The sequence below is a fragment of the Bacillus cereus group sp. MYBK30-2 genome, assembly GCF_051915945.1.
In the GTDB taxonomy this organism is placed as follows: domain Bacteria; phylum Bacillota; class Bacilli; order Bacillales; family Bacillaceae_G; genus Bacillus_A; species Bacillus_A paramycoides.
Map to the genome: position 1 here is coordinate 2,143,242 of NZ_JBQAFR010000001.1, position 26,802 is coordinate 2,170,043.

Genomic DNA, 26,802 nt, shown 5'->3' on the forward strand with positions numbered 1-26,802 from the left:
CTCTATACAAAATATTTCTTCAAAAGCGGCGGCGTAATAATCGTTGTTAATATAACGACAATGACAATAGCTGTGAAATTTTCTTTCGCTAACAAATTCGCCGTTAATCCATTTGCTGCAATGATGAGCGCTACTTCACCGCGCGATACCATCCCTGCCCCAATACTAATAGAAGATTGTAAATTAAATCCCGTTAGTCTTGCTCCTAAACCTGATCCAATTAACTTTGTGAAAATCGCAATAAGCGTCATAATGATAATGAACCAAAGTTGGCTTCCGATACCTTGAAATGTAATTTCCATCCCGATACTTACAAAGAAAACTGGTACAAATATCGCATACGCAATCGGTTCAATTTTATGCTCCACTTCATGCTTATACGCTGTTTGAGAAATTGCAATTCCTGCTGCAAAAGCCCCAATGATACCTGCGATTCCCATTTGTTCACTATAATAAGCAAATGAAAAACAAATAATAAGAGCCGCGCTAATTAACGCTTCAGATACACGAAGTGGTACGAGCATTTTCATAATCCACGGAACAACTTTCCATGCGATAAAAACAATACTTACAAAGAATATAATTTTTTTTGCAATAACAAGCGTTATATTCACATCTTGCGTTCCTAAAAAGCTCATTACAAACGCTAATAAAATAACGACTATCACATCATCAAATACAGCTGCTCCTAAAATTGTTGTACTTTCTCTCGTATTCATTTTCCCTAAATCTCGTAACGTTTGCACCGTTATGCTAACCGATGTTGCGCAAAGTAATAATCCTAAAAAAATAGCATGGGATTGCATCAATCCAAAAAGCAGTCCCGTTACATATCCACCAATGAAAGGAAAAATAATTCCACCAGCCGCTACTGCAAATGACGATTTTAAGTTCCGATTTAACTCTTCTAAATCTGTTTCGAGTCCCGCCATAAACATAAGTAGCAAAACACCAATCTCACTAAGTTCATCGATGAGTTCAGAACTATTAATAATACCAAGTACTGCCGGACCGATAATAATACCAACGATTAATTTACCGAGTACAGAAGGCTGGCCAAGTCTAACGCTAATATCACCAGCTAATTTCGTACAAAGTAAAATGACAACAAGTTCGAAATAAAATAACATAGCATCTTCTCCTACTATATAAAGTAAAACTTTAATCAGTGGATTATTCTTCATCTCTACCGATTGTTAACCTGCATCTATTTCTGCACATAGTTTCTCCTTACAACCGGCATTTTATTTGTTAAAGTTTCATTTGACAAAATATTCAGAATTATATTAAAATTAATCCAGAAATTTCAAAAAACTATATACCATAACTGTACCTTCACTTACGTACTCTTTTCCAATGGGTTCACACTATTCGCAGTTATGGAGACGAAAAAATGGGGGGAGAGTCCAAGGTGAAATCATTATTACGAAAAAAAGCGCTTAGTACTGAATCACCACGGCAGCTAGATCGAACACTAACTGCATTAGATTTAACGTTTTTAGGAATCGGCGCCGTAATTGGGACAGGGATTTTTGTATTAACAGGTATTGTAGCGGCAAAACATTCTGGTCCTGGTATTATGTTATCATTCCTTATTGCTGCATTTACTTGTGCTTGTGTAGCATTTTGTTATGCAGAATTCGCTTCTTCTATACCAGTCTCAGGAAGTGTTTATACTTATGCATACATGACCGTCGGAGAAGTTGTCGCTTTCATCGTTGGTTGGTGTTTAATGCTCGAATATTTACTCGCAGTTGCAGCGGTGGCTGTTGGCTGGTCTGGATATTTACAATCATTGCTTCAAGGGTTCAATATACACCTTCCCGCCATTATTGCCTCGGCCCCCGGCATGGGAAAAGGTGGTCTCATTGATTTACCAGCTGTTTGTATTTTACTTATCATTACTGGGCTTTTAAGTTTTGGTATACGCGAAAGCGCACGCATTAATAATGTTATGGTCCTTATAAAATTAGCAGTTATTATCGCCTTTATCGTAGCAGGCGCAAAATATGTAAAGCCTGAAAATTGGACACCGTTCATTCCATTCGGATACGACGGCATTATTACTGGAGCTGCCACTGTCTTCTTCGCATTTTTAGGTTTTGATGCGATCGCAACTGCTGCGGAAGAAACGAAAAAACCACAGCGTGATTTACCAATCGGTATTATCGGTTCCCTTCTTATTTGTACCGTTTTATACATGATCGTATCTTTCGTTTTAACAGGTATGGTTCCCTATACTCAATTAGACGTTTCTGATCCCGTTGCATTTGCACTACATTTCGTTGGAGAAGATACTATCGCTGGGCTACTTGCAGTTGGTGCGATGACAGGAATGACAACCGTTCTTTTAGTCGTTATGTATGGACAAGTTCGCGTTTCGTATGCAATGAGCCGAGACGGTTTACTTCCAAAAGCGTTAGCACGCGTAAATAAAAAAGTGAAAATCCCTTTACTAAACACATGGATTACTGGAGTATTTGCAGCTTTATTAGCAGGACTTTTAGACTTACATTTACTAGCGAATTTAGTAAACATCGGTACGTTAACAGCCTTCACATTCGTTTGCTGTGCTGTACTTATTTTACGAAAAACTCATCCTGATTTAAAACGTGGATTCCGCGCACCTCTCGTACCTGTATTACCAGTTGTCGCTATTCTTTGTTGCTTATATTTAATGATTAATTTGTCCAAAACAACATGGATCAGCTTTGCAGTCTGGCTTATTATCGGTTTATGCGTCTATTTCTTCTACTCTAGAAAGCATAGTCATTTAGCTACTGAAAAAACAAATGATGAGCAAAAAAAAGCATAACAAAATAGCTCGCCTATAAAAAAGGCGAGCTATTTTCATTAACGCTTGTAAAATGAGAAATATGCCGATGCAAATTCGTACATAACCTTCAACTTTTACATACTTATTTCCCCTTACTTCGTCTCCTTCTTTTTCTTCCTCCACGCATTTACACTATCAAAGAAAAAGTTAATAAATAGTGTTCCTAATCCCGCTAATAAAAATGTCATTAAAAATAGAACCCATATACTTTTATCTTTTAATAAATAATATCCTACAAGGAGCACAACAGCGATCCATACATATTCAAGAATTCTTTTTATCTTTTTCTCTTCCAAATTATTCGCTCCCTTTTTCTATTCTACTTTTAGTATAACAAAAAAGAAGCCTATCATGATAAGCTTCTTTTTCTTCTTCCTTATTTGTTAATGCTTTTTTCAACCAATGAAATAGCATGCTCTAACGCGCGATTCATTGATTCTACATACTCATCTTTTACATTTTTATCTTTTAACACAGCTTCTGCAACTGTGATTTTTTGACTTAATGATTTAACTGATCCATCTGTTATTTTTCCAGCTTGCGTTTTCTTTACTAAAGCTTTTGCAGATTCAATATTCACTTGTAATTTTTCTTTCGGTGTTTTTGGCTGTTCTTCTGCCACTTTTGATTGTACAAATGTTTGGTTTGCTGTTTTTAATTCATTATATGTGTATGTCCTTTAGAGTCCTTTGCCTGTATTATTCATCTATATTCACAAGAAATTATGCGCCTTTATCCCGCATTAACGGGCAGTAAGACTCCCACCTCAAAATTCGGAGAATGCGAGGAAGTTAGGTGGGAGATCAACTGCCCGTAAACGCCCGATTGGTTCAACTAATAATCAGTGGGGGATGAACAAACCCCCCACTGATTAAAGTTTCACTTTATCTTTAAATAGATTCCGTTTTGTCCCTCTTTTTCATATATTTATAGATTAAGATACTACCCACAATCACAAGAACAACTACTAGTATAGGTAACATGTACTCCCCAACCATAGCCCCTGCTTTTTCCCAATGCGGTCCTAATTTCATTCCTACATAAATATACAAGGCCGTTAACGGGAACATTGCTATAAATGTGTATATGATAAATTGCCATATGTTCATTTTTGCCATACCACATGGAACAGAAATAAGCGTTCGGACCCCGGGAACGAAGCGTCCAACAAATGCTACAACCGGGCCATACTTCGCAAAGAAATCATCTGCTTTTTGAATTTGTTCTTCTTTAATAAAGAAGTATTTTCCATATTTTATCAATAGAGGACGACCGCCGTAATAACCAAGCGCGTATAAAGTTAATGGCCCTGTCGTTCCACCAAGTGTTCCGGCTAACACAGCTAGCCAAAAATTCATATCACCCTCGTACACCCAATACCCAACAAGCGGCAAAACAACCTCTGCTGGAATAAATTCAAAAGTTAAAGCTAACACAACTCCAAAATAAGAAAACTGCTTTAAATACTCAATTATATCTAAAATAATTTGCTCCATACTTTTAACTCCTATCCTATATTCACATTATGCTTTTCTTGCAAATGTACTGGCGCCATCTTTACGATTCGGTTCAAAATGAATAAAACAATTCCAATATCATCTAAAATACCGATAAACGGTAAGAAGTCTGGAATTAAATCGAGTGGCATAGCAACATACCCTACTAAAAAAGCAATAGATAAGATTTTCTTCTTTATTGAAACCTCTTTTGAAGTGAAAAAGTCAAATAAAAATGGAACAAATCGACGAACATGAAATACAACTCTTAATCTACTTATAAGTTTTTTCATTTTATTTCTCCTCTCTTTGTATACAAAAAGGACCCTACCAAATATGGTAAGGGTCCTAAAAAAGACAATAAGGGGCCTTTACCATTGCTGGTAAAGGTCTCACTAACAACGAAACGTTGCCAATAAAGCCGAGGGTTTCTCCCTGTAATGACGACTTTATTGTAATAAGTTACTCCCCTTTATATACACAATTTTATACAATCACATTAAAATATTTGGAGAGGCTTGTCAATATTTTTTCATTTGCTATTAAGATTATTACATTATAAAAGACGCTATTCTGTATTCTCTGTTGAAACAATTTGGAGCTTAAAACGGTCTGGATCATGGCAAGTTATTCTTACTTCTTCACCACAGCATTCTTCTGTAAATGATATATGATAAAATTCTAACTTTTTCTTTATTCGCTCGATATTTGCAGTTTTTAAAAATATTTCCTTAACTGATGATGTGACAGTCTCTCTATACTCTCCCAGTCCCCTATTTACTACAAAACAAATTCTCGTTGAATCAATATCATACCAAACACCTGTTACACGTAATTGTGGCCTCTCCTCGCTTGGTTTAAAACCTAGAATCCCTTCATAAAAATATAATGTTTCCTTTAAATTTTTGGATTCTAATACAATACATGTTGTAATACTTTCCATCCGCACTCCCCCTGTCTCTATTAGTTTTCTATATGAGTCATAATTTACAATTATGTACGAATACAATACATAGTGATGAATATTTCATTTATAAAGGAGGAGTGTAACATGGATGAATTCATGAAATCCTACATACCTTTTCACGGCCCAAACGATCCTTGCCCTCCAATCGGAAAAAAATATTACTCAACTCCCCCCCACTTATACATGGGCTTTCAACCAACTAATTTACCCCAATTCCCACCAAAAGAGGCTTTAAGAAAAGGGACTCTATGGCCTGCATTTTATGATTTTTATGAAAACCCTCACAAAAAAGGACGGTGAACAAAAACGTGACACAAACATTGCCTGATGAATATTACAAATGGATTGAAGAACTACAAGAACTTGATTTTGTATTAGTTGAACTTACCCTCTATTTAGATACGCATCCCAACGATACTGCAGCTATAAATCAATTCAACGATTTCTCCTATAAACGAAGAGTATTAAAACAAAAAATTGAAGAGAAATTTGGTCCACTTCAGCAATTTGGAAATAGTTATTCTAACGCTCCATGGGAATGGAGCAAAGGACCTTGGCCATGGCAAATATAACGTAAAACTTTCATTAGTTTTGAATTCTCTAATCCAAATCATTATGAAGCCTACTATGCATTCCCAGCTATTTCTTCGCCTAGAAGAATGCTTATTACTGTCCATTAACACAAGATGAAGGAGAGAAAATATGTGGATTTATGAAAAGAAATTACAATATCCTGTTAAAGTGAGTACTTGTAATCCAGCTCTTGCAAAATTATTAGTTGAACAGTATGGTGGTGCGGACGGTGAACTAGCCGCTGCCCTTCGTTACTTAAATCAACGTTATACAATTCCTGACAAAGTCGTTGGCTTACTAACCGATATTGGTACAGAAGAGTTCGCACATCTAGAAATGATTGCTACGATGATTTATAAATTAACAAAAGATGCAACACCTGAACAAATGAAAGCTGCTGGATTAGACGCGCAATACGCTAATCACGATAGCGCTTTGTTTTATCATAATGCAGGTGGCGTTCCTTTTACCGCTACTTATATTCAAGCAAAAGGAGATCCTATTGCAGATTTATATGAGGATATTGCAGCTGAAGAAAAAGCACGAGCAACCTATCAATGGCTTATTGATTTATCCGACGATCCAGACATAAATGACAGCCTACGCTTTTTACGTGAACGAGAAATTGTTCATTCACAACGCTTCCGAGAAGCTGTAGAAATTTTAAAAGAAGAGCGTGATCGAAAAATTTATTTTTAACACACATATCCTAACGATATGTGTTTTTTTACGTTAAAAGTTAAATCCTTCCTAATTAACATATAAATAGTATATTTATTCAATTTAATGCATCATTTTTTAATATTTATAAAATTCCCTCTTGCTTTCTAGTCATCAGACCTTTAAAATAATAACAGTTACTCGACAAATTATTTGAATTTTCGACAAAAACACTCATTAGGAGGATTTTCTTTATATGCGTACAACTTTAAAACCAGCGCAAATACTTTCGATTAGTTTATTGCTATTCGCAGTTTTCTTCGGTGCTGGTAATATGATTTTCCCGCCCCTTCTCGGCCTCTCTTCCGGAGAAAATATGTGGGTTTCCATTACAGGGTTTATTATTACAGACGTCGGCTTATCTTTACTTGCTATCGTCGCAGTTGCCCTTGCCGGTGGTAGTTTTAACACTTTAGCAAGCCGTGTTCATCCAAAATTTGCAGCAGTATTCGCTATCATTATTTATCTTTCAATCGGCCCACTATTTGTTATTCCACGAACTGGATCTGTATCTTACGAAATTGGGATTGCACCACTTTTCCCTGATCAATGGTATTCTATGTTAGTCTTTAGTGCGATTTTCTTTACAGTCGTCTACTTCTTATCATTAAACCCATCCAAATTAGTAGATCATATCGGTAAAATATTAACGCCAATTTTACTTGGAATTATTGCAATTATGGCAACAAAAGCAATTCTTTCACCAGGATCATTCGCTGAGCCTATCGGTGACTATAAAGACATCCCGTTTTTCAAAGGGTTTCTTGAAGGATTTTTAACTTTAGATGCAATCGGAGCTCTCGTATTATCAACAATTGTTGTAAATGCAATTCGCCAAAACGGTATACAAGAGAAAAAATCCATTGCGAAATATACAATTATTTGCGGAAGCATTGCTGCCCTTTTCTTAACAATTGTTTATTTCTTACTCGGTTATATCGGGGCTTCAAATGGAAACTTAGGACAATTCGAAAATGGCGGTCAGCTACTAGCAACAATTATGTATCAATTCTTTGGGACAAGCGGTAATGTTTTATTAAGTATCGCGATTATAGCTGCTTGTTTAACGACTGCAATCGGTGTTGTAAGTGCATTCGCCAACTATTTCACAACAGTACTAACAAATGTTTCATATAAGAAGCTTGTACTATACGTTTGTATCTTTAGCTTCGTTATTTCAAACTTAGGATTAAGTTTATTAATCAAAATTACATTACCTGTATTAATTATTTTATATCCAATTACAATCATTTTAATTTTCGTATCATTTATTGATAAATATACGAAACGTAAACCTTCTGTCTACATCGGGGCAATGATCGCAGCATTCATGATTAGCTGTATTCATGCACTTGATAATGTGGGAATGATACCAAGTTTTATCGCTAACATCGTGCACACAATTCCTTTTTATAACTTAGGAATTGGCTGGATTGTCCCAGCAATCATCGGTGGTATAATCGGATACTATATTCCACAAACAGAAGCTGAAGGTGAAGTTTCTGCAAAGTAAAAAGAAGCAAGCATTGATTATGCTTGCTTCTTTTCTATTTTCACATCGTATGTTTAAATGTAAACAACTCTTCTTTTGACTGCACAGCAGGCTGTTCCTCTTCTACAACGGTCTTCTTTCTCTCTCCCCCTAACCGAACTTTCATCATCGCTTCTTCTATACTTTTTACAATCATATTCCCTGAAAAAATAGTAAGCCCGAAAAATGTAATTGGGACAAGAGGGATCCATGGATGCACTGTTAATGATCTAAAATAGACTCCAATTAAACCTGACCATTCATGTGTGTAAGAATCTATTTCGTTTATCCCTTGAATTGGTCCGCCAAACTGAACTGTTCCACCAAAAAACACCTCAAGTAACCCTAAATGAAGTAAAACGGTCAGAGTCTGAGTAAACTGCTGAAGAAATACCAGTATAAATGTCATATAGAGATGCGGAAAAAGATGCTTTATAACAATATGCCTTCTCGACCCGCCTAATATGCGCGCAGCATCAATAAATTCTTCTGTTTGTAATTTACGAACTTCCTTCGCAACATACAGTGCAATAACCGGCATCGCAAGCGCTACAAGTAATACAACTTGGAACGAAGCCCTTTCAAAAAAAGTTGTTGTTTCTTCTCCACTTCCAAATCTATTAACAGCTTGAAGAAAGAAATACGCAATCATAACTGTCGGAATAACTGTAAAACTATCAAAAAAAGCCTCAATCTTTGAAAATCCTCTTTTTATGTATGTTCCGAGCAATACACCGAAAAACACACCCATTACCATTCTAAGTACTGCGATTAAAAACGATATTCCAATCGTCCACTTTGCTCCCTCAATTACTAAATGTAAAAGGTCATGACCATTCCGGTCTGTCCCAAGTAAAAATTGTAATGAAGGTGAAAATGGTGGCACTTCCGGGTTTCCAGCCGCATCATATTGCAGTGTAACTTTTCTAATCTGTCCATCATTCCATATCGTATTTCCAATGCTCAAAAGAACTAATATGAGAAGAAATCCAATGCTTATCCAAAACCTTTTATCACGCTTTATATACGTCCACATCTTATAATCTCTCCTTCATCGCAGCTGGAACGAGATAATGAAACAGTTTAAATAAAATAAAAATCGGAATATAAATAAGGAGTACACCAACAATGAACAAATCAACACTCATAGCCGGATATGATTTCAAAAACATAAAAATACCTCTCGTATTAAAAATCCATTCTATAATATATAAATTAGATAACATAAACCAAATATTCGTTTTTGCAAAGAAAAGTGTACTAAGCAGTACATTTCGGAAAATATGACGATTTAAAATATGAAAGCGACCCAAACCCTTCGCCTTAGCAAATAATACATAATCTTTTTCTAACTCATTTTCAAACCGAAGCACTAACAGTTTTACAAACATAATCGTAGTCGGGATGCTCAAGCAAAATATTGGCAATCCCCGAATGGATTCATCTCCAATTGCCGCAATTTTAAAAGGTAAAAAACCTGTTTGTTTAAAAAACCATATAATTAAAATTTGTGATCCTAAAATAAGAAGAATGTCTGGAATGGATTCTAGAAAGATGAGAAACGATTTAATTCGATGTTGTATACGCGGTGAACTACTCATAATCATATAGACGATACAAAATGCTACCAATAATGAAATGCAAAATGCAGCTAAAAAAATAACCATTGTTTCTTTATAATGGACAAACAACTGTGGAAATACAAATTTATCTCTTGCATATTGCATATTGGAAATATCCATTAATTTCAAAAATACTTCTTTTAGACTTTTTATGTACTCTGATACATGCAGCTCAAACCCATAAAATAATTTTGGTAAAGCCCCTAAACAAATAATACCCAAAATTGAAATGATAAATTGAATCGTCATTTCCATCCCATTCAAAAAAACTTTTCTGACCATTTTCTCCCTTCTCTCTATATAATTTACCACTTAATTTTATTCTTAATTTTCTGAATTGTAAATATTTACAACGTAAAAAAATCGCTAGGTCATGATCCTAGCGATTCTTTATGCACATGCTTTTCACTTTTTGAAAACGGTATATACAAAATAAAATATCCAATAAGCGCTGCAATTTCTAATGAAATAATATAGTAAGGATGCGGTCCTAACATATCGAGCAATGAAGCTGTTTCTGGCTTACGGGCTAAAAACATATAATTACCGCCTGTTTTATAATTCACGAATGAAACGATTGGAATGACTATGTTTAAAAATATCATCGTACGCTTAATAGATTGCAAGGTCGGTCTATATCCTTCTACCCACGTCATAAAGAGCGGTGCCCAAATGAGTAATACATGTGCAATGAAGAATTCCATAAAGCGAAAATGCGGAAAAGCATATTGCAAGTTTGGCGTTAAAATAGCTTGTGATGCACCAATAATTCCTGTAAAAAACACAATCTCATATATTCGATAACTTTTCATTACAATCATAATCGACGCTAACAACAAACTAATCGTACATAACTCAAATGGCAATGAAGTGCCTAGTTCAAAAACCCCTGCTTTCCATTCCCACATATGAAGTCCAATCTCACTCCCTATAAATAGAAATGCAATCGCATATCGAACCGTTATATTCCACTCACTTTGACGTAATACATCTTGGTATTGATATAGAAAAAATATCCCCACCAACATAATAAATAATATAATGGCATGTTGCCTTGAGTATGGAATAAATGGTTTTAATGGATGCGCACTAAAATAAGCTTCCATCTTCCTTCCTCCTCTCCTTCATACAATATTATTGTAAGAAAGAAACAACGAGTCAATTCATTTGCTTAAACTAGGACAACCTCTACCTTAAATCTAGATATTCATACCTTACAAAACTGTAAGGTTATTGTAAGCTAAAACGATTTGTCAGATTCTCTACTTCTTCTATACTTAATGTAGATACTAAAACGAACGAAAAGGTGATAAATAGATGAAGAAGAAAAATAAAGTGTTAATTACTAGTGTAGTAGCAATCGGAATTGCAGCTGGATCATATTTCGCATTTGCTGGCGGTGGATCTGAAGTAGCAATGGCATATGGCGGTTATAAAGTTACGGAAAAACAAATTGAAAACGCACAAAAATTTGGCGGCGAAGTTATCCCTAATGGTATTGAAACAATCTCATTCGATCCAACAAAAGGTACGTATGAATTAGCTGTTAAAAAAGGTGATGAAGTAAAAAAAGGACAGCTTCTTTTTAAATATAATGATCCAGTTTCCAAACAAGGCGTAACGGAAGCAGAAATGCAAAAGAAAATTGCACAAAAAGAAGTAACATTACATCAAAAACAAATCGATTTAGCAAAACAAAAATTACAAAAAGATAAAAATGCTGGCCTTCCTCAGGAAGCATTAAAAGCATCGGAAATCGAAGTGCAACAATTAGAATCACAACTTGAAATGAAAAAGTTTGAGGTAGAAAAAGCTGATGAAATGATTAAAGCAGCAAAAGAGAAATTAAACACTCTTTCTGTAACGAGCCCTGCTGATGGCGTAATTGATGATATCGTTAAAACTGCTGATGAAAAAACAGGCTTGAGCGGCATTACACTTCGTCACGCTGGCCCATTTAAAGTAAAAGGTCAACTTTCTGAATATGAGCTTGCTAGTGTAAAAGTTGGGCAAGAAGTAACTGTTTCTTCAAAAACTGTTGCTGGTAAGACTTGGACAGGAAAAGTAACAGAAATCAGCTCTACACCATTAAAGAGCATGGATGAAAATAAAACAGTTTCTAATTATCAATTCACTGTCACATTAGATAATAGTGAAGGATTACAAAACGGATTCCACGTATACGTAACGAGTAAATCAGGCGAAGCAACTGGTACGATTGTTCCGAAAAGCAGTATTGTGAAAAAAGGTGACAAAAATGTTGTCTTCGTTGTAAAAGATGGAAAAGCGAAAGAACAAGCTGTTACGGTTGAATTCGAAACGGATAGCGAAGCAAAGGTTGCTGGAGTGAAAAAAGGAGAACAAATTATCTCTAAACCTGAAAAAGACTTAAAAGATGGTATGGAGGTTGTCGTTGAATGATTAACTTAAAAGGCATCACGAAGTCCTTCCAAAATGGTGCAGAGTCAGTTCAAATATTACACGGAATTGACGTAACACTGAACCAAGGAGAATTCACTTCTATAATGGGACCATCTGGTTCTGGTAAATCAACGTTAATGAATATTATCGGTTGCTTAGATAAACCAACGACCGGTACATATGAATTAGCTGGGCAAAATATTTCAAACATGTCTGAAACAGAACTTGCACGCGTTCGTAATAAAGAGATCGGTTTCGTATTCCAAAACTTCATGTTACTACCGAGACTTACAGCACTTCAAAATGTTGAATTACCTCTTATTTACGCTGGAGTTGATAAAAAAGAAAGACGCGAGCGCTCACTAGCCGCTTTAACAAAAGTTGGTTTAGCTGATCGAGCTACTCACTTACCAAACGAATTATCAGGTGGGCAAAAGCAACGTGTCGCTGTTGCCCGTGCTATTGTAAATAACCCAAAATTCATTTTAGCCGATGAACCGACGGGTGCACTTGATACGAAAACGAGTACACAAATTATGGACCTCTTTTACGAATTAAACAAACAAGGCTCAACAATCATTATGATTACCCATGACCGTGAAATCGGGGAAGCCGCAGCACGTCAAATTGTAATTCGTGACGGAAATATCGTCCAAGATTGGAGAGGTTAATTTTGAACACACGCGAAAACATACGCATGGCCCTTTCCTCTATCTTTGCCCATAAAATGCGTTCTATATTAACAATGCTAGGTATTATCATTGGGGTTAGTGCCATCATTACTATTATCTCGATTGGGGATGGAACAAACGCAAAGTTCCGTGAACAAATCGGGAACGAAAAAAAAGATCAGTTTTCTGTAAATTATAAAACAGAAGATTACTCAGATATGGATGGAAAAATTTCCTCCAGCATGTATGAAACCATCTCTAAAATTTCCGGTGTACAAGAAGTTTATCCAGATGTAAAAGGAAAAGAAAAAGTATATGCAGGCAAAAAAGACTTAGACCTTGATATTATCGGTGCAAAAGGTGACTATTTTGAAGATACTTCAAAATTCCAACTTGAGCACGGTAGATTTTTAACAGCGGCTGATTTAGACAGACCTGAACATACAATTGTATTAAATAAAGATGCTTTTGATAAATTATATTCTTCATGGGAACCAAACTTATATGTAGATATAAAAGGTACACCTTACAAAGTTGTTGGCGTATATTCAGTAAAAGCAATGATGGGCGGCATGACATTTAAAGAAGGTGTCATCTCAGCAGAAAACTGGCCTGTATTATTCGGTAAGAACAACTACGATTCTGTAACGGTGAAAATCGCTCCTGGTCAAGATAAAGAAACTGTTCAAGAGGCAGTTGTAAAATCGTTAAATGACGCAAAAAAACCAGAGCACTCAGGTAAATTCGAAGTACCAGATCCGAAAGAATTCTTAAAAGAAATTGATAGCTTTACAGGTATATTAAAAAGCGTATTCGGTGGTATCGCTGCTATTTCCTTACTTGTAGGTGGTATTGGTGTAATGAACATTATGCTAGTATCTGTAACAGAGCGTACACGTGAGATTGGTATTCGTAAAGCGTTAGGTGCAACACGCGGTAAAGTACTAATGCAATTCTTAATCGAAGCTTGCATTTTAACAGCATTAGGTGGTTTTGTCGGATTTATGCTCGGCATCTTCTTCGCATGGATTGTCGCCATGTTTGCAGGATGGCCACTTGTCGTTTCACTAAAACTAGGACTTATTTCCGTTGCACTATCTATGTTAATTGGTATTCTATTCGGTTTACTACCAGCTAACAAAGCTGCAAAACTTGATCCAATTGAATGTTTACGATATGAGTAAATAAAAAACGTAGGAGTTTACACTCCTACGTTTTTTATTTTGTTGAAGACAAATGTAATTTTATTCCGATTGGTGTGGACTAATAATCAACGGTGGATGGACACCCCCCACTGATTAAAGTTTTACTTTATCGACGTTTTGACAAAAATAAGAACCTCTAACTTCTATTATATAAATCTACAGCAATTCGCGAACCAATTAATAACGATATCGTTCCTTCAAATCATGTTTCTTCTATTATATATGTTTTATGTTACGAATATCTTTTTATCATTTAAACTTTCACTTCTCGCTAAAGCTATCATGCAATCATATTATTACAAAAATAATATGCAATAGAACAAATTCAAGGCGTAATTTTTTCCATACTACAATTTATTTTGTAACAATTATATCTCTATTTTATTAAAATTCACCCTATATATATGACTTTACACACAAAAAGATTATACTTTCATAACTACATTACGATTCAAACAGTTAAACGCCTCTCTTTTGTAACACCGTAGAAACTACTGTGTAACATTATTGACACATTGTTAATCCGTTGGTAATTAAAAAAGTATTGATTTTATGAATCATATGTTCTAACCCCCCAAAAAACGCAAAGAAAACGCTATCAGGATATTCCTGGAATTATTACAGAATATTAATACCTCGTTACGAATGCTTTGTAGTTTTGTGTTTTCCGCAAATAAGAAAATAATGGTTGCTATAATGAGGTCAACGAAAACAAATGCAATGGAGGCTATTATGAAAAAATTTATGGGTATAGCAACAGCAGCGGTTTTTGGTCTTGGGATTTTCACAACATCTGCTAAAGCAGAAACTATCGTAACAACTGATGTACTAAATGTACGAGAAAACCCAACTACTGAATCAAAAGTTGTCGGAAAATTATTAGATGGATATAAAGTAGATGTTTTGCATACAGAAAATGGATGGTCAAAAGTTAAATTAAATAGTGGTAAAGAAGCTTTCGTAAGTGCTGACTATACGAAAGACATTTACTACGTAACAGCTAACGTATTAAACGTACGTGCTGGAGCAAATACAGATTCAGAGATTCTTGGTAAGTTGAAAAAAGATGATGTAATCGAAACAACACACCAAGTACAAAATGATTGGATCCAATTTGAATATAACGGAAAAACAGCTTATGTACATGTTCCTTACTTAACAGGTACAGCGCCAGTTAAAGTTCAACCAGCAGTTAAGGTTGAAAAAGTAACTAAAGTTCAAGATACAACTAAAGTTCGTGAGGCAGTTAAAGCTCAGGCAGAAGCTGAAGCTCAAGCAGCAGCTAAAGCTCAAGAAGCGGCTAAAGCTCGTGAAGCAGTTAAAGCTCAAGAGGCAGCTGAAGCTCAAGCAACAGCTAAAGCTCAAGAAGCGGCTAAAGCTCGTGAAGCAACTAAAGCTCAAGAGGCAGCTGAAGCTCAAGCAGCAGCTAAAGCTCAAGAAGCGGCTAAAGCTCGTGAAGCAGCTAAAGCTCAAGAAGAAGCTGAAGCTCAAGCAGCAGCTAAAGCTCAAGAGGCAGCTAAAGCTCGTGAAGCAGCTGAAGCTCAGGCAGAAGCTGAAGCTCAAGCAGCAGCTAAAGCTCGTGAAGCGGCTAAGGCTCGTGAAGCAGCTGAAGCTCAAGAGGCAGCTAAAGCTCAAAAACCAGCTACACAACAACCTGTTGCAAAAGAAACTGAGAAAAACACACAATCTTCTTCTCGTGAGTTAACAGTTGTAGCAACAGCTTATACAGCGGATCCACTTGAAAATGGTTACAAGCAAGGTGAACATGTAAAATCAGCAATGGGACATAATTTAACAACAAATCCAAACATGAAACTAATTGCAGTTGATCCATCAGTGATTCCATTAGGTTCAAAAGTATGGGTAGAAGGTTACGGAGTAGCAATCGCTGGTGATACTGGTGGCGCTATTAAAGGAAATAAAATTGATGTTTTAATGCCAGATAAAGGTTCATCAAGTAACTGGGGACGCCAAACAGTTAAAGTGAAAATTTTAAACTAATTACTATATAAAAGAGTCAGTCTCAACGTTGAGGCTGACTCTTTTTTTATGATTCTTATATTCTTTCCTTCTACTTCTCTCCCGTCCAAGTTAAAATCTATCCCTTTGAATTCTATATACGATAGACTACTATTTCAACAGAAAAAAGAGGATACCATAGCATCCCCTCCTATCTTCCCTATTCCACACAAGTAAACTGTGTCCAAGCCCCAACATAATCTAGTAAAAACAGTTCTTCTTCAGCAATTGTACCGACAATATTTTCCCGTTCATCTATCGGCATTTCTTTCAAGATGATTTGCAGTTCCCCTTTATATTTTCCGAATGAGTTGTTACCAATTACAACCTGTCCTCTTTCTTGTGGCACACTTTGGCGTACTGGGAAATCTTCATCTTTATATTTTTTACGTACTTCTGTAGAACGTACCATATATTCTGTTATGTCATCGCGCCTTACATGTACTTCTTGCAACGTTGCCTTCTTCTCTACTTCAGTCGCTTCGTCTACAAATTGTACTTTCAGCTGTAACATGTAACGATTTAAGTTTCCTAGTTTCTCTAATTCTTCTTCGCTCGCATAAGCGGTTCCGATAATAACATCATCAATAAGCCCGATTGCCCATAAATGTTTCGCTTGTACTTCAATTCGATTCGCTAAAAAAGCTTGATTTAACATCGAGTTCTCTTCTAAAAACTCCTCTAAAATGGAAATTAATCGCTGATGTACTTTTGTCATAGCTCTTCCTCTCGCCCTTTATATAAAAAGAAAAAAGCCACTAAAATCAGTAGTTTTTTCCTTTTATCCCGCTATTTGCGGGCAGTAAGACTCCCACCTCAAAATCCGGCTGAAGCAAAGAATCTAGGTGGGAGATCAACTGCCCTTAAAAGCCCGATTGGTGAGGGCTAATAATCAGTGGGGATGAACTAAATCCCCACTGATTAAAGTTTCACTTTACCCCGCATTAATTTATTTCTTTAGTGTAAATCCAAACTTATCCCAAGCTTGTAAATAATCTAATAAGAAAATTTCTTCCTCTACAACTCGGCCAACTACATTTGTTTTCCCCGTATTCACCATATCTTTTAAGGCAAGTTGTAATTCACCTTTATATTGACCGTATTGTTCATTATCAATTAAAAGATCCCCCCGCTTAATCTCGCGCGTATTATGCGGTTTGAATTCCTCTTTTTTATATTTCACACGACTTTGAGTAGAACGAATCATATATTCAGATACATCCCCGCGATAAAAATGAGGTTCGTCTAGCACGATAATTCTTTCTAACTCTGTTGTCGTTTCATAAATTTCTATATCAAAAGTTTGCTTATCTTTATTTAATTCACCAAGTGCCTCTAGTTCTTTTTCTGATGCATAAGCATTCGCAATAATAACATCATCAATTAATTCTGTCGCAAACAAATGCTTCGCCTGTGTTGTCATCGGCAATTCACGATGCTGCTCTAACGTACATAACCCTTCTGTTACTGGCCAAGGCCCATATGTTGCATCAAATGATGAAATAAATGCAGCCGTTCTCATGCCGTAATCTTTAAATTGCTTCGAGCATTTAATGAAATGATCGTATGATAACCCTGAATAACGGTGTGGATAAAAGTTATGACAGCCAATTAAATTTTCACGATTTGGTCTATGACTCATAATGTTATCTACATACTTTGTGCCATTGCTCATATTAATCTCAATTTTTAAGCCGTACGGATTGTACGTCATAATCGATTCTTCTAAACCAGAGAAACCAACATCTAAACGAATACCGTAAGCACCTAGTTCATGGAAAAACGATAAATCATTATAAGAAATACCTAGTTGCTCAAAAACAGATGGACTAATATCAACCAATACTTGGAACCCTAATGCATTCGCATGAGAAATCGTTTCTTTAAACTCTTCTACAATTTTCTCTTTTTCGCCATCTACAGATAGTAAACATGTGAATACACGTGTAAATCCATATTTACTTGCTAATGTTAAATACTCCTTATCTTTCTCTACTGTCGAATGTTCTGGATAAATAGAAATACCTAATCGTCTCATATGTACACGCCTCTTTCTTCATCATATTGTAAACCTTTTCAAATATATGTAGTAAAAAAGTATGTATCCCCTTCTCGTTCACCACTTTTTGAATCCGCTTTCTGAAAAGAAAAAACAATTTCTATCATTCATAACAAATACTAGTCTATACATCTATACTTTACATCTTTTTTTCATAGTTGTGTAGCCTTTACACAAATTTGTCAGTTTTTCTGCCCTAAAAATTGTTATGCGTTTTCAATGCACCTTCCTTGACTGTAACATTGACCAATACATATACTCGAAAGAACAGAGAAAAATTTTATATAGGGGATGAATATATGGGAGAGGCAGTACTCGTAAAACGAGAACCGTTATGGACGAAAGAGTTTATTGCGTTAATTCTAGCAAACTTATGTATGTTTTTAGGATTTCAAATGTTAATTCCAACTTTACCTGTTTATGTGAAAGAAATTGGTGGCACAAGTTCAAATATCGGATTTGTTGTCGGCATGTTTACCGTTGCGGCACTATTTGTTAGACCCCTAACTGGAAACGCCTTGCAAAAATTCAATAAAAAAATCATTTTAATGATTGGTACTGCTATTTGTTTACTAGCTATGGGTAGCTACCTTTTCGCTTCAACCGTCTTCCTCCTGCTTGCCGTTCGCATTTTACATGGGGCTGGGTTCGGCATTACAACGACTACATACGGAACTGTCGTTTCAGATTTAATTCCGCAAGCTCGCCGCGGAGAAGGCATGGGATATTTCGGTCTTTCTGGCACTATTGCAATGGCACTCGGTCCACTTATCGGACTTTGGCTCATGCAAACATATAACTTCACGATTCTTTTTTTATGTGCACTCTCATGTACAATTATTTCATTAATATTAACGAAACTACTTCAAATCAAAAAAACGCCGCAACCACCACAACAAACATCTGGTACCTTTCTGGATGGATTTATTGAGCGTAAAGCTTTACTTCCTTCATTATTAATATTATGTATTACGTTAATGTACGGAGGAATTGGGAGCTTCATCACATTATTTGCTACGGAAGTCGGCATTGCTGATATTAGTCTCTTCTTTTTATTTAACGCACTTGCAATCGCTGTAACTCGTCCGTTTTCTGGAAAATTATATGATACGAAAGGCCATACATTCGTCATCATTCCAGGAGTTATTATAACGTTTACAGGTATTATATTACTGTCGTATACAACTACAATTCCGAGTTTAATTATTGCGGCAGCGTGCTACGGAAGTGGTTTCGGAGCGATTCAGCCAGCACTACAAGCATGGATGATTGATCGAGTAGCACCACATCGACGAGGAGTAGCAACAGCAACATTTTTCTCAGCATTTGACCTTGGGATTGGTGCTGGAGCGATTATTTTTGGATTCATCGCGCACTTTACCAACTATGCAACTGTATATCGATATTCCTCCCTATTACTTATCGCTTTCCTTTTCATTTACATCACAAACTTACGGAAACAAAAACAGAAGGATAAAACTAGTGAAAAAGCTGCTGGATAATTCGGCAGCTTTTTTAATTTAAAACATCATTGATTGTCCTACATATTTTTACCACCTATAAATAGTGTGATAAATGTGACTTCTTAACAAAAAACATCGTGTATCGAATACGAAAACCAATTAAATCCAGGTGTTTCTTTAAAGATTTGTAAACTTTTCACCCCTTTGTAAATTTAGTGTAAATTTTACAGGTGAACCGTTTACAGTGCCTCAAGGTTTAGTTAATAATTACATCGTACATGAAATTTAAGGAGTGGAATGCGTGGAATACAATATTCAAGATATGATCTTCCAGTTCATTGGTGGATTAGGTATTTTCTTATTCGGGATTAAATACATGGGCGATGGACTGCAACAAGCAGCTGGAGATCGTCTTCGCGATATTCTAGATCGCTTTACAACAAACCCACTTATGGGTGTACTAGCAGGTATGTTAGTTACTGTATTAATCCAATCAAGTTCAGGAACAACCGCTTTAACAGTCGGACTTGTAAGTGCCGGATTTATGACATTAAGACAAGCAATCGGTGTTATTATGGGTGCAAACATCGGTACGACAGTTACTGCATTTATTATCGGGATTAAAATCGGAGAATACGCGCTCCCAATTATGGCAGTTGGAGCTATCTTATTATTCTTCTTTAAAAATAAAAAAGTACATTCTGTAGGTCAAGTGGTATTCGGTTTTGGTATGTTATTCTTCGGTTTAGAATTAATGAGCACAGGTATGAAGCCTCTTCGCTCTTTAGAGTCATTCCAAGAATTAATGGTTAGCATGAGCGACAATCCAATTTTAGGTATTGTTGTTGGTACAGTCTTCACTTTAATTGTACAAAGTTCAAGTGCAACAATCGGTATTTTACAAGAACTATTCGGTCAAGGCGCAATCGATTTACAAGCTGCTCTTCCTGTATTATTCGGTGATAACATCGGTACAACAATTACAGCGGTATTAGCAGCAATCGGTACTTCAATTGCAGCAAGACGTGCAGCATTAGTTCACGTTATCTTTAATATCGTCGGTACGATTATCTTTACGATTTTATTAGTACCATTTACAAGTTTAATTCAATACTTCCAAACGTCATTAAACTTAAATCCAGAAATGACAATTGCATTTGCACACGGAACGTTTAATGTAACAAATACTATTATTCAATTCCCGTTCATTGCTGTATTAGCATGGATTGTAACAAAAATTATTCGCGGCGAAGATTCTGCTATTAATTTCAAACCGCAACATTTAAATCCAATTTTCATTGAGCAATCTCCTGCTATCGCATTAACAGAAGCTCAAAAAGAAATTATCCGTATGGCAGAGTTTTCATTACATGGATTAAAAGAAGCAAACCAATTTTTAAATACACAAGACAAAAAACACGCTAACATGGCTACTCAATTAGAAGGAGCTATTAACAATTTAGATAAAAAAATTACCGAGTATTTAGTTTTACTATCAGAAAAACCACTTTCATCTACAGACTCTGAAAAACATTCAGTTCTAGCAGGTGTTGTTGGAGATATTGAACGTGTTGGTGATCATGTAGAAAACCTTGTAGAACTTGTAGATTTCCAAATTTCAAACCGTGTCTCACTATCAGATGAAGCACTAGCTGAACTAAATGAAATGCTTGAGTTAACAATTTCAACATTACAAGACGCAGTTGAAGCTTTAACAAACTTTGACACTGAACTAGCTCAAACTGTTATTGCAAAAGAACGTAAAATTGACCAAATGGAACGTGTTCTTCGTAAACGTCACGTATTACGACTAAACGAACGTAGCTGTTCAGGTGATGCAAGCATCATTTTCGTTGATATGGTAAGTAACTTAGAGCGTATCGGTGATCACGCTGTAAATATCGCTGACGGTGTTTTAGGCGAACAAGGTAAAATGGGATTAAAACAATCATTATAATAGGAAAAGAGACGCTCTAATTAGCGTCTCTTTTTTCATTTCATATTCACAACTGTTCTTCCTTTTAGCTTTCCTTGCAATATAAGTGCAAATTTCTCATCTAATTTTTCTAATGTACATTCTTCTGTATAAGGTACTAACTTTGAATTTTTCCACTCATTCGCTAATAATGCCCACACTTCTCTTCTCACATCTACCGGACATTGAACTGAATCTATCCCTAAAAGGCTAATACCTCGCAAAATAAACGGATATACCGTGGTGTGTAATTCATGCCCTGCCACATTACCACATGTCGTTACACAACCGTCATACTTTACCGATTTTAAAGCTGTTTCTAACATATTTCCACCTACAGTATCGATAACTCCGGCGTATATCCCTTTAAGCATTGGCCTTCCTGATTCATCATTCAATTCTTCGCGATGAATAACTTTTTTCGCCCCTAGACGTAGTAGCATCTGCTCCTCTTCCATTTTCCCAGTTGCCCCTACTACGTTATATCCTAGCTTCGCTAAAATGCTAACTGCTACACTACCTACTCCGCCAGTAGCACCAGTTACTAAAACATCTCCCATATTAGGCGTAATTCCCGCTCTAATAAGCTTATATACCGATAAAGCAGCTGTAAAACCTGCTGTCCCATACATCATACTTTCCTTCAAAGACATTCCTTCTGGTAAAGGAACGACCCAAGATGATGGCACGCGAATATATTCTCCGAAACCACCAGAAGTATTCATACCTAAATCATATCCGGTTACAATAACTTGATCTCCTTCCTTAAAGGAGGCATTTCTACTACTAACAACCTCTCCTGCCGCATCGATACCAGGTGTATGAGGGTATGTTCTCGTTACACCTTTATTACCATTAGCTGAAAGGGCATCCTTATAATTTAATGAAGAATAATGAACACGTATTAATACGTCTCCTTCAGGTAAACTATTTACTTCTCTCTCAACAAAGGTTCTTTCAAATTGATTATTTTCCTTTTCTTTCACGACCATTGCTCGGAATGATGTATGATTCATTATGCCCTCTCCTTCATCCGTAAAATCCTTCTTTATTATATAAGAAATGCTTATAAAACGAATCGCTTCTTCTTGGCTATATTTCAACAAATCTTACTTCTCTATCACTTTCTCACAATACATATTTTCATTTCTACTAAAACAGCTTATACTTATTCTTTATCCTAAAAATAAAATATAGAAAATCTGACTTTTTATAAATAAATTGAATTTTTACGAAATGTAAATGATTTGTAATGTTTTTTTTCGCTAAATTTCATTATAATAAGTGGATATGAGTGTCGTATTTCAATCCAAATGAAGGAGTACAAGAAATGGAGCAAAACCCATCTTTGCAAGAAAATACACGAAGCAACCCGAATAAGAGTAAGAAAAAGACAAAAATTATTATAAGCGTTATTCTATTATTTTTAATAGTAGGTGGCAGTTATACTTGGTTTTTAGTCAATAAAGCATCTTCTGCTGTTCGAAACGCCGCTCACGATTTAGCGCGCGGTGATAAATCTGATTTACGTGATAAAGCTGTAAAACCTATTACAAATAACGTCTCTGTCTTAATAATGGGTGTTGATGAAAGCGATGTCCGTGGGAAAGAATATGGTGAGGCTATAAGAACGGATGCACTATTACTTGCAACGTTTAATAAAGATAGCAAAACTGTTAAACTATTAAGTATTCCACGTGACACATATACTTATATTCCAGTAGAAAAGAAAAAAGATAAAATTACACACGCTCATGCATTCGGTTCTACTAAAAATGGAAAAGATGGTGGACCACAAGCAAGCATTGATGCAGTTGAAAAACTAATGAATGTTCCTGTCGATTACTTTGTAAAATTTAACTTTAAATCATTTATAAAAATTGTCGATGATTTAGGCGGCATTGAAATCGACGTACCAGTTGAATTTACTGAACAAGATAGCAATGATAATGCTGAGGCAATTCACCTGAAAAAAGGTGTTCAAAAGTTAAATGGTGAAGAAGCTCTTGCTCTTGCTAGAACACGACACATTGATAGTGATGCGATGCGTGGACAACGTCAGCAACTCGTAATTGAAGCCATTTTAAAGAAACTAACAAGCGTTGGATCCGTAACAAAAGTTGGTAACATCATTGATGATATTAACGGCCAATTCGTTACAAACTTAACATTTGATGATATGCTTTCATTCTATAAATATGGATCAAATTCTACTATTGAAAAATTACAAATTCAAGGTGAAGACTGTTACATGGCAAAAGGTGATGACACATGTAGTCAATCTCCTGGTGGTGGTCGAACGTACTACTACAATCCAGATAAAACAGACTTAGCTAACCTTACAAACGAACTTCGTAGTCATCTTGGGCTACCTGCATATACAAAATCTGACTCTGATTCGAAAAAAACAAGTTCAGAGAAAACGAAAGAATCTACATCCGATTCGAAAAAAACAAACTCAGAGAGAACGAAAGAAACTGACTCTGAGGATACAAACAAACATGAATCAAGTAACAACAAGCATAATGATAATAGCAGTGAAGATACAGAAACATCGTCTAATAACAATGAATAAAGCGAAGCAGTGCTCTATGGAGGTAGGGCACTGCTTCTTTTTATTTCTACAAAATAAAAATCAGAACTTTCTAACTATCTTTTTTAATATTTTTAAATTATAATAAATAATAGCAATCTATTCCAATTACCAGGGGGCTCATACATATGAAAGCTGCAGTAAAACATAACATTTCAGATTTCAAAGATTACCTAAAATCCAATGATATACATATGGAAGAGAATATAGATGAAAATGATGGATCAGTACATTTCTCAGTAACATTAGATACAGAAAATGGCGCAAAAATTCATCTTATCGCTGCTTTCCACAATGAACATCCTACTGTGGATATATACTGCTTCAATGTTGCTCACTTACCAGATCCAACATTGACCAATGATGTGTTACACGTAATCAATGAACTAAACACATCTTATCGTTTTGCAAAATTCACACTTAATAAACAAAATGCGATCGATATTTCAACATCGCTTGTGTTCTCAGAACCACACTTTAATCCAGCACTTGTCTTTGAACATACGAGAATGCTATATAAACTGGCGAACGATGAATATAAGAACTTAATGAAAGTTATTTGGGCATAAATAAAAAGATGGTGCTACAAGCAGCACCATCTTTTTATTTCGATATCATATCAACCCACATCTTTATCGCAGTTCCTACAATTAAAGCAGACAATACGTATTGCAAAACTTTTTGATTCACTCTCTTCCCTACTTTCACTCCAAGCGGAGCGGCAAATAAACTTGCTACCGCAACGATAAGAGCTGGGATAACAACTACTTGTCCCGTAATCACTTTCCCAGTAGTAATCCCTACCGAGGAAATAAAAGTAATAGCGATAGATGTTGCTATTGTCGTACGTATCGGTAGTTTTAAAACAACTAACATAATCGGAACTAATAGAAACGCACCACCAGCCCCAATAATGCCGGAAACACTGCCTACAATAAACGCTAACATACTAGCTAGCCATTTATTATACATAGTTCCTTCTGAATCCTCACAGTTGTTTCGCTTCGGTATAAACATCATAATAGCCGCGATAGTAGCTAATATTGTATAAACAACATTTACAGTATGCTCATTTAATAGATTCGCGCTAAAGCTACCTACAAAGCTTCCTATTAATATACTAGCTCCCATGTAAACAACTAACGTTTTATCCATATCATTACTTTTCCGATATGCCCACGCACCTGCAAAAGTTGCAAAAAACACTTGAATCGCTGTAATACCGCTCACTTCATGTGATGTATAGCCAGCAAATCCTAGTAATACCGGAATGTATAAGATCATCGGATAATTAATAATTGCCCCGCCAATCCCAACCATTCCTGATATAAACGATCCTATAAACCCAATAATAAAAAGCAGTACTGTTAAACTCATATGTTATCCCCCGTCTTCTAAAAAGAAGGTGATTTAAATAAATAAATTCACATTCCCATCCGAAGCATCTGCTAAATATGCACCTACTCCTGCAAACTCTACCCCTTCCATAATCTCTTCCTCTTTTAACCCTAATAAATCTACTGTCATTTGACAAGCTACAAGCTTAACTCCTTGCTCTTTCGCCATATCAATTAAGTCTGGCAAAGGCATCACATTATGCTTCTTCATAATTCCTTTAATCATTTTTGGCCCCATACCAGCAAAGTTCATTTTTGATAATCCCATCTTATCCACACCGCGCGGCATCATTTTTCCAAACACTTTCTCTATAAAAGTTTTCTTTACTTTCACATGCTCATCTTTCCTGAGGGCATTTAAGCCCCAGAAAGTATGAAAAATAGTCACCTCTTGATCGTACGCCGCTGCACCATTTGCAATAATATAAGCTGCCATCGCTTTATCATAATCTCCACTAAATAAAACAATTGTTGTTTTCTTCTGTTGCTCCATGTTGTTCCTCCTCAAAATTACCTATAGGGGTATTTAAACCCCTATAAAAAATCGTTTATTTTCGCCCTATTCTACTTTACCTTCCCAAGCTAACATACCACCTACCATATTGATCGCTCGAAAACCGTAACTTTCTAAAAACTGAACCGCTCTTGCACTTCTCCCGCCAGAACGACAAACGATAATATATTCCTGATTTTTATTTAACTCATGCATACGAAATTCTAATAGTCCTAGTGGAATATTACATGCTTCTGGAATTTTCCCTTCAGCTACTTCTTCTACTTCACGTACATCTACGATATTTACTGCTTCTTTACGTAACAATTTTTCTTCTAATTCTTTTGCAGTCATTTCTTTCATGTTTCCCATCTCCTTCTTAATTACAAGCATTCATACCGCCTGAAACATTTGTAATATGTTGAAATCCTAGTTTTTTTAACATTTTCGCTGCTTGTTTACTTCTCATTCCACTTTGACAAAGAACAATAACTTCTTTACTTTTATCTAATTGTTTCGCTTTATTAGCTAGTTCATTTAATGGGATATTCCGAAACCCTTTAATATTATTTCCTCTATATTCACCAGGTGTACGTACATCAATAAATTGTTTATTATTTTGCCCCATCATACGCTTCAATTCTTTTCCTGAAATATTTTTTACTCCTCTAGCTGGTAAGAAACGAGAAATGATAAACCAAGTTACAAGTATAATTAAGATTATATTCAATATTGTCTTTCCATCCATATAATGATGTAGC

Annotated in this window: 27 protein-coding genes and 2 pseudogenes; 13 read left to right on the plus strand and 16 right to left on the minus strand. The window is 35.8% G+C overall.

Translation table 11 applies throughout. The features are described from left to right. Window positions 1–2: 2 nt before the first annotated feature. The gene (locus tag ACTFQM_RS11035) at window positions 3–1,184 is read right to left on the minus strand and encodes a cation:proton antiporter (RefSeq protein WP_440034321.1); all 1,182 of its coding nucleotides are present in this window, start codon (window positions 1,182–1,184) and stop codon (window positions 3–5) included. A 209-nt stretch (window positions 1,185–1,393) separates the two neighbouring features. Between ACTFQM_RS11035 and ACTFQM_RS11040 the strand changes: the two genes are divergently transcribed. Then, complete coding sequence (locus ACTFQM_RS11040) at window positions 1,394–2,815, plus strand: amino acid permease (protein WP_141548790.1); 1,422 nt, start codon at window positions 1,394–1,396, stop codon at window positions 2,813–2,815. Between the two features lie 113 nt (window positions 2,816–2,928). Here the strand turns inward: ACTFQM_RS11040 and ACTFQM_RS11045 are convergent, their stop codons facing one another. The 5 genes and pseudogenes from ACTFQM_RS11045 to ACTFQM_RS11065 all read right to left on the minus strand — a co-directional run bounded on the left by ACTFQM_RS11045 (window position 2,929) and on the right by ACTFQM_RS11065 (window position 5,275). Further along, window positions 2,929–3,132, minus strand: a complete 204-nt coding sequence (locus ACTFQM_RS11045; RefSeq protein WP_002170516.1) for a hypothetical protein — start codon at window positions 3,130–3,132, stop codon at window positions 2,929–2,931. An 80-nt stretch (window positions 3,133–3,212) separates the two neighbouring features. Next, a pseudogene (locus ACTFQM_RS11050) lies at window positions 3,213–3,506 on the minus strand (LamG-like jellyroll fold domain-containing protein); the annotation flags it as partial. 220 nt (window positions 3,507–3,726) lie between these two features. Then, window positions 3,727–4,332 carry a DedA family protein gene (locus ACTFQM_RS11055; RefSeq protein WP_440034322.1) on the minus strand — a complete coding sequence of 202 codons (606 nt, stop codon included), beginning with the start codon at window positions 4,330–4,332 and terminating at the stop codon, window positions 3,727–3,729. 11 nt (window positions 4,333–4,343) lie between these two features. Beyond that, a complete protein-coding gene (locus tag ACTFQM_RS11060; RefSeq protein ID WP_002170514.1) occupies window positions 4,344–4,625 on the minus strand; it encodes a YkvA family protein in 282 nt (93 codons plus the stop codon). Window positions 4,626–4,900: 275 nt separating this feature from the next. Beyond that, entirely contained in the window at window positions 4,901–5,275 is a 375-nt protein-coding gene (locus ACTFQM_RS11065; RefSeq protein WP_440034323.1) for a VOC family protein, read from the minus strand. Window positions 5,276–5,383: 108 nt separating this feature from the next. On the opposite strand from ACTFQM_RS11065, the gene ACTFQM_RS11070 reads away from it, so the two are divergent. The 4 genes from ACTFQM_RS11070 to brnQ2 all read left to right on the plus strand — a co-directional run bounded on the left by ACTFQM_RS11070 (window position 5,384) and on the right by brnQ2 (window position 8,105). Further along, window positions 5,384–5,599 carry a spore coat associated protein CotJA gene (locus ACTFQM_RS11070; protein WP_002170512.1) on the plus strand — a complete coding sequence of 72 codons (216 nt, stop codon included), beginning with the start codon at window positions 5,384–5,386 and terminating at the stop codon, window positions 5,597–5,599. 8 nt (window positions 5,600–5,607) lie between these two features. Next, window positions 5,608–5,871 carry a spore coat protein CotJB gene (locus tag ACTFQM_RS11075; RefSeq protein ID WP_002170511.1) on the plus strand — a complete coding sequence of 88 codons (264 nt, stop codon included), beginning with the start codon at window positions 5,608–5,610 and terminating at the stop codon, window positions 5,869–5,871. A gap of 130 nt (window positions 5,872–6,001) precedes the next feature. Further along, a complete protein-coding gene (cotJC, locus tag ACTFQM_RS11080; protein WP_002170510.1) occupies window positions 6,002–6,571 on the plus strand; it encodes a spore coat protein CotJC in 570 nt (189 codons plus the stop codon). Between the two features lie 217 nt (window positions 6,572–6,788). Continuing rightward, window positions 6,789–8,105 (plus strand): branched-chain amino acid transport system II carrier protein BrnQ2, encoded by a 1,317-nt coding sequence (gene brnQ2, locus ACTFQM_RS11085; protein WP_440034324.1) that lies wholly within the window; start codon window positions 6,789–6,791, stop codon window positions 8,103–8,105. A gap of 40 nt (window positions 8,106–8,145) precedes the next feature. Here the strand turns inward: brnQ2 and ACTFQM_RS11090 are convergent, their stop codons facing one another. From ACTFQM_RS11090 to ACTFQM_RS11100, 3 genes are all read right to left on the minus strand, one after another. After that, window positions 8,146–9,159 carry an ABC transporter permease gene (locus ACTFQM_RS11090; RefSeq protein ID WP_071717785.1) on the minus strand — a complete coding sequence of 338 codons (1,014 nt, stop codon included), beginning with the start codon at window positions 9,157–9,159 and terminating at the stop codon, window positions 8,146–8,148. A gap of 1 nt (window position 9,160) precedes the next feature. Then, on the minus strand, window positions 9,161–10,027 hold the full coding sequence (locus tag ACTFQM_RS11095) for an ABC transporter permease subunit (protein WP_440034325.1): 867 nt from the start codon (window positions 10,025–10,027) through the stop codon (window positions 9,161–9,163). Between the two features lie 89 nt (window positions 10,028–10,116). Further along, complete coding sequence (locus ACTFQM_RS11100) at window positions 10,117–10,851, minus strand: YwaF family protein (RefSeq protein ID WP_440034326.1); 735 nt, start codon at window positions 10,849–10,851, stop codon at window positions 10,117–10,119. A 211-nt stretch (window positions 10,852–11,062) separates the two neighbouring features. On the opposite strand from ACTFQM_RS11100, the gene ACTFQM_RS11105 reads away from it, so the two are divergent. From ACTFQM_RS11105 to entC, 4 genes are all read left to right on the plus strand, one after another. Beyond that, complete coding sequence (locus ACTFQM_RS11105; RefSeq protein WP_440034327.1) at window positions 11,063–12,166, plus strand: efflux RND transporter periplasmic adaptor subunit; 1,104 nt, start codon at window positions 11,063–11,065, stop codon at window positions 12,164–12,166. Further along, window positions 12,163–12,837 (plus strand): ABC transporter ATP-binding protein, encoded by a 675-nt coding sequence (locus ACTFQM_RS11110; protein WP_000609103.1) that lies wholly within the window; start codon window positions 12,163–12,165, stop codon window positions 12,835–12,837. Before ACTFQM_RS11105 ends, ACTFQM_RS11110 begins: the two co-directional genes overlap by 4 nt. Before the next feature lie 26 nt (window positions 12,838–12,863). Next, entirely contained in the window at window positions 12,864–14,021 is a 1,158-nt protein-coding gene (locus ACTFQM_RS11115; RefSeq protein ID WP_440034412.1) for an ABC transporter permease, read from the plus strand. A 630-nt stretch (window positions 14,022–14,651) separates the two neighbouring features. Continuing rightward, on the plus strand, window positions 14,652–16,043 hold the full coding sequence (entC, locus tag ACTFQM_RS11120) for a cell wall-binding protein EntC (RefSeq protein ID WP_440034413.1): 1,392 nt from the start codon (window positions 14,652–14,654) through the stop codon (window positions 16,041–16,043). A gap of 178 nt (window positions 16,044–16,221) precedes the next feature. Here entC and ACTFQM_RS11125 read toward each other — a convergent pair. Both ACTFQM_RS11125 and ACTFQM_RS11130 read right to left on the minus strand, forming a co-directional pair. Beyond that, window positions 16,222–16,689: pseudogene (locus ACTFQM_RS11125) on the minus strand (phospho-sugar glycosidase domain-containing protein); the annotation flags it as partial. 321 nt (window positions 16,690–17,010) lie between these two features. Beyond that, the gene (locus ACTFQM_RS11130) at window positions 17,011–18,099 is read right to left on the minus strand and encodes a DUF871 domain-containing protein (protein WP_265623499.1); all 1,089 of its coding nucleotides are present in this window, start codon (window positions 18,097–18,099) and stop codon (window positions 17,011–17,013) included. Window positions 18,100–18,419: 320 nt separating this feature from the next. On the opposite strand from ACTFQM_RS11130, the gene ACTFQM_RS11135 reads away from it, so the two are divergent. Both ACTFQM_RS11135 and ACTFQM_RS11140 read left to right on the plus strand, forming a co-directional pair. After that, complete coding sequence (locus ACTFQM_RS11135; RefSeq protein WP_440034328.1) at window positions 18,420–19,622, plus strand: MFS transporter; 1,203 nt, start codon at window positions 18,420–18,422, stop codon at window positions 19,620–19,622. Window positions 19,623–19,884: 262 nt separating this feature from the next. After that, a complete protein-coding gene (locus tag ACTFQM_RS11140) occupies window positions 19,885–21,540 on the plus strand; it encodes a Na/Pi cotransporter family protein (RefSeq protein ID WP_098307420.1) in 1,656 nt (551 codons plus the stop codon). Between the two features lie 35 nt (window positions 21,541–21,575). On the opposite strand, the gene ACTFQM_RS11145 is transcribed toward ACTFQM_RS11140, so the two are convergent. Further along, complete coding sequence (locus ACTFQM_RS11145) at window positions 21,576–22,661, minus strand: YhdH/YhfP family quinone oxidoreductase (protein ID WP_440034329.1); 1,086 nt, start codon at window positions 22,659–22,661, stop codon at window positions 21,576–21,578. 227 nt (window positions 22,662–22,888) lie between these two features. Between ACTFQM_RS11145 and ACTFQM_RS11150 the strand changes: the two genes are divergently transcribed. Continuing rightward, entirely contained in the window at window positions 22,889–24,133 is a 1,245-nt protein-coding gene (locus ACTFQM_RS11150) for an LCP family protein (protein ID WP_440034330.1), read from the plus strand. A gap of 146 nt (window positions 24,134–24,279) precedes the next feature. Next, window positions 24,280–24,720: a hypothetical protein gene (locus tag ACTFQM_RS11155; protein ID WP_002170494.1), complete on the plus strand. Its 441-nt coding sequence runs from the start codon at window positions 24,280–24,282 to the stop codon at window positions 24,718–24,720. 34 nt (window positions 24,721–24,754) lie between these two features. Here the strand turns inward: ACTFQM_RS11155 and ACTFQM_RS11160 are convergent, their stop codons facing one another. The 4 genes from ACTFQM_RS11160 to ACTFQM_RS11175 form a co-directional block, all read right to left on the minus strand. Then, entirely contained in the window at window positions 24,755–25,528 is a 774-nt protein-coding gene (locus ACTFQM_RS11160; protein ID WP_002170493.1) for a sulfite exporter TauE/SafE family protein, read from the minus strand. Between the two features lie 33 nt (window positions 25,529–25,561). Next, window positions 25,562–26,041, minus strand: a complete 480-nt coding sequence (locus ACTFQM_RS11165; protein WP_002170492.1) for a DsrE/DsrF/DrsH-like family protein — start codon at window positions 26,039–26,041, stop codon at window positions 25,562–25,564. A 66-nt stretch (window positions 26,042–26,107) separates the two neighbouring features. Further along, a complete protein-coding gene (locus tag ACTFQM_RS11170; protein WP_002170491.1) occupies window positions 26,108–26,404 on the minus strand; it encodes a rhodanese-like domain-containing protein in 297 nt (98 codons plus the stop codon). 16 nt (window positions 26,405–26,420) lie between these two features. After that, a complete protein-coding gene (locus ACTFQM_RS11175; RefSeq protein WP_048373624.1) occupies window positions 26,421–26,789 on the minus strand; it encodes a rhodanese-like domain-containing protein in 369 nt (122 codons plus the stop codon). Between the last annotated feature and the right edge of the window lie 13 nt (window positions 26,790–26,802).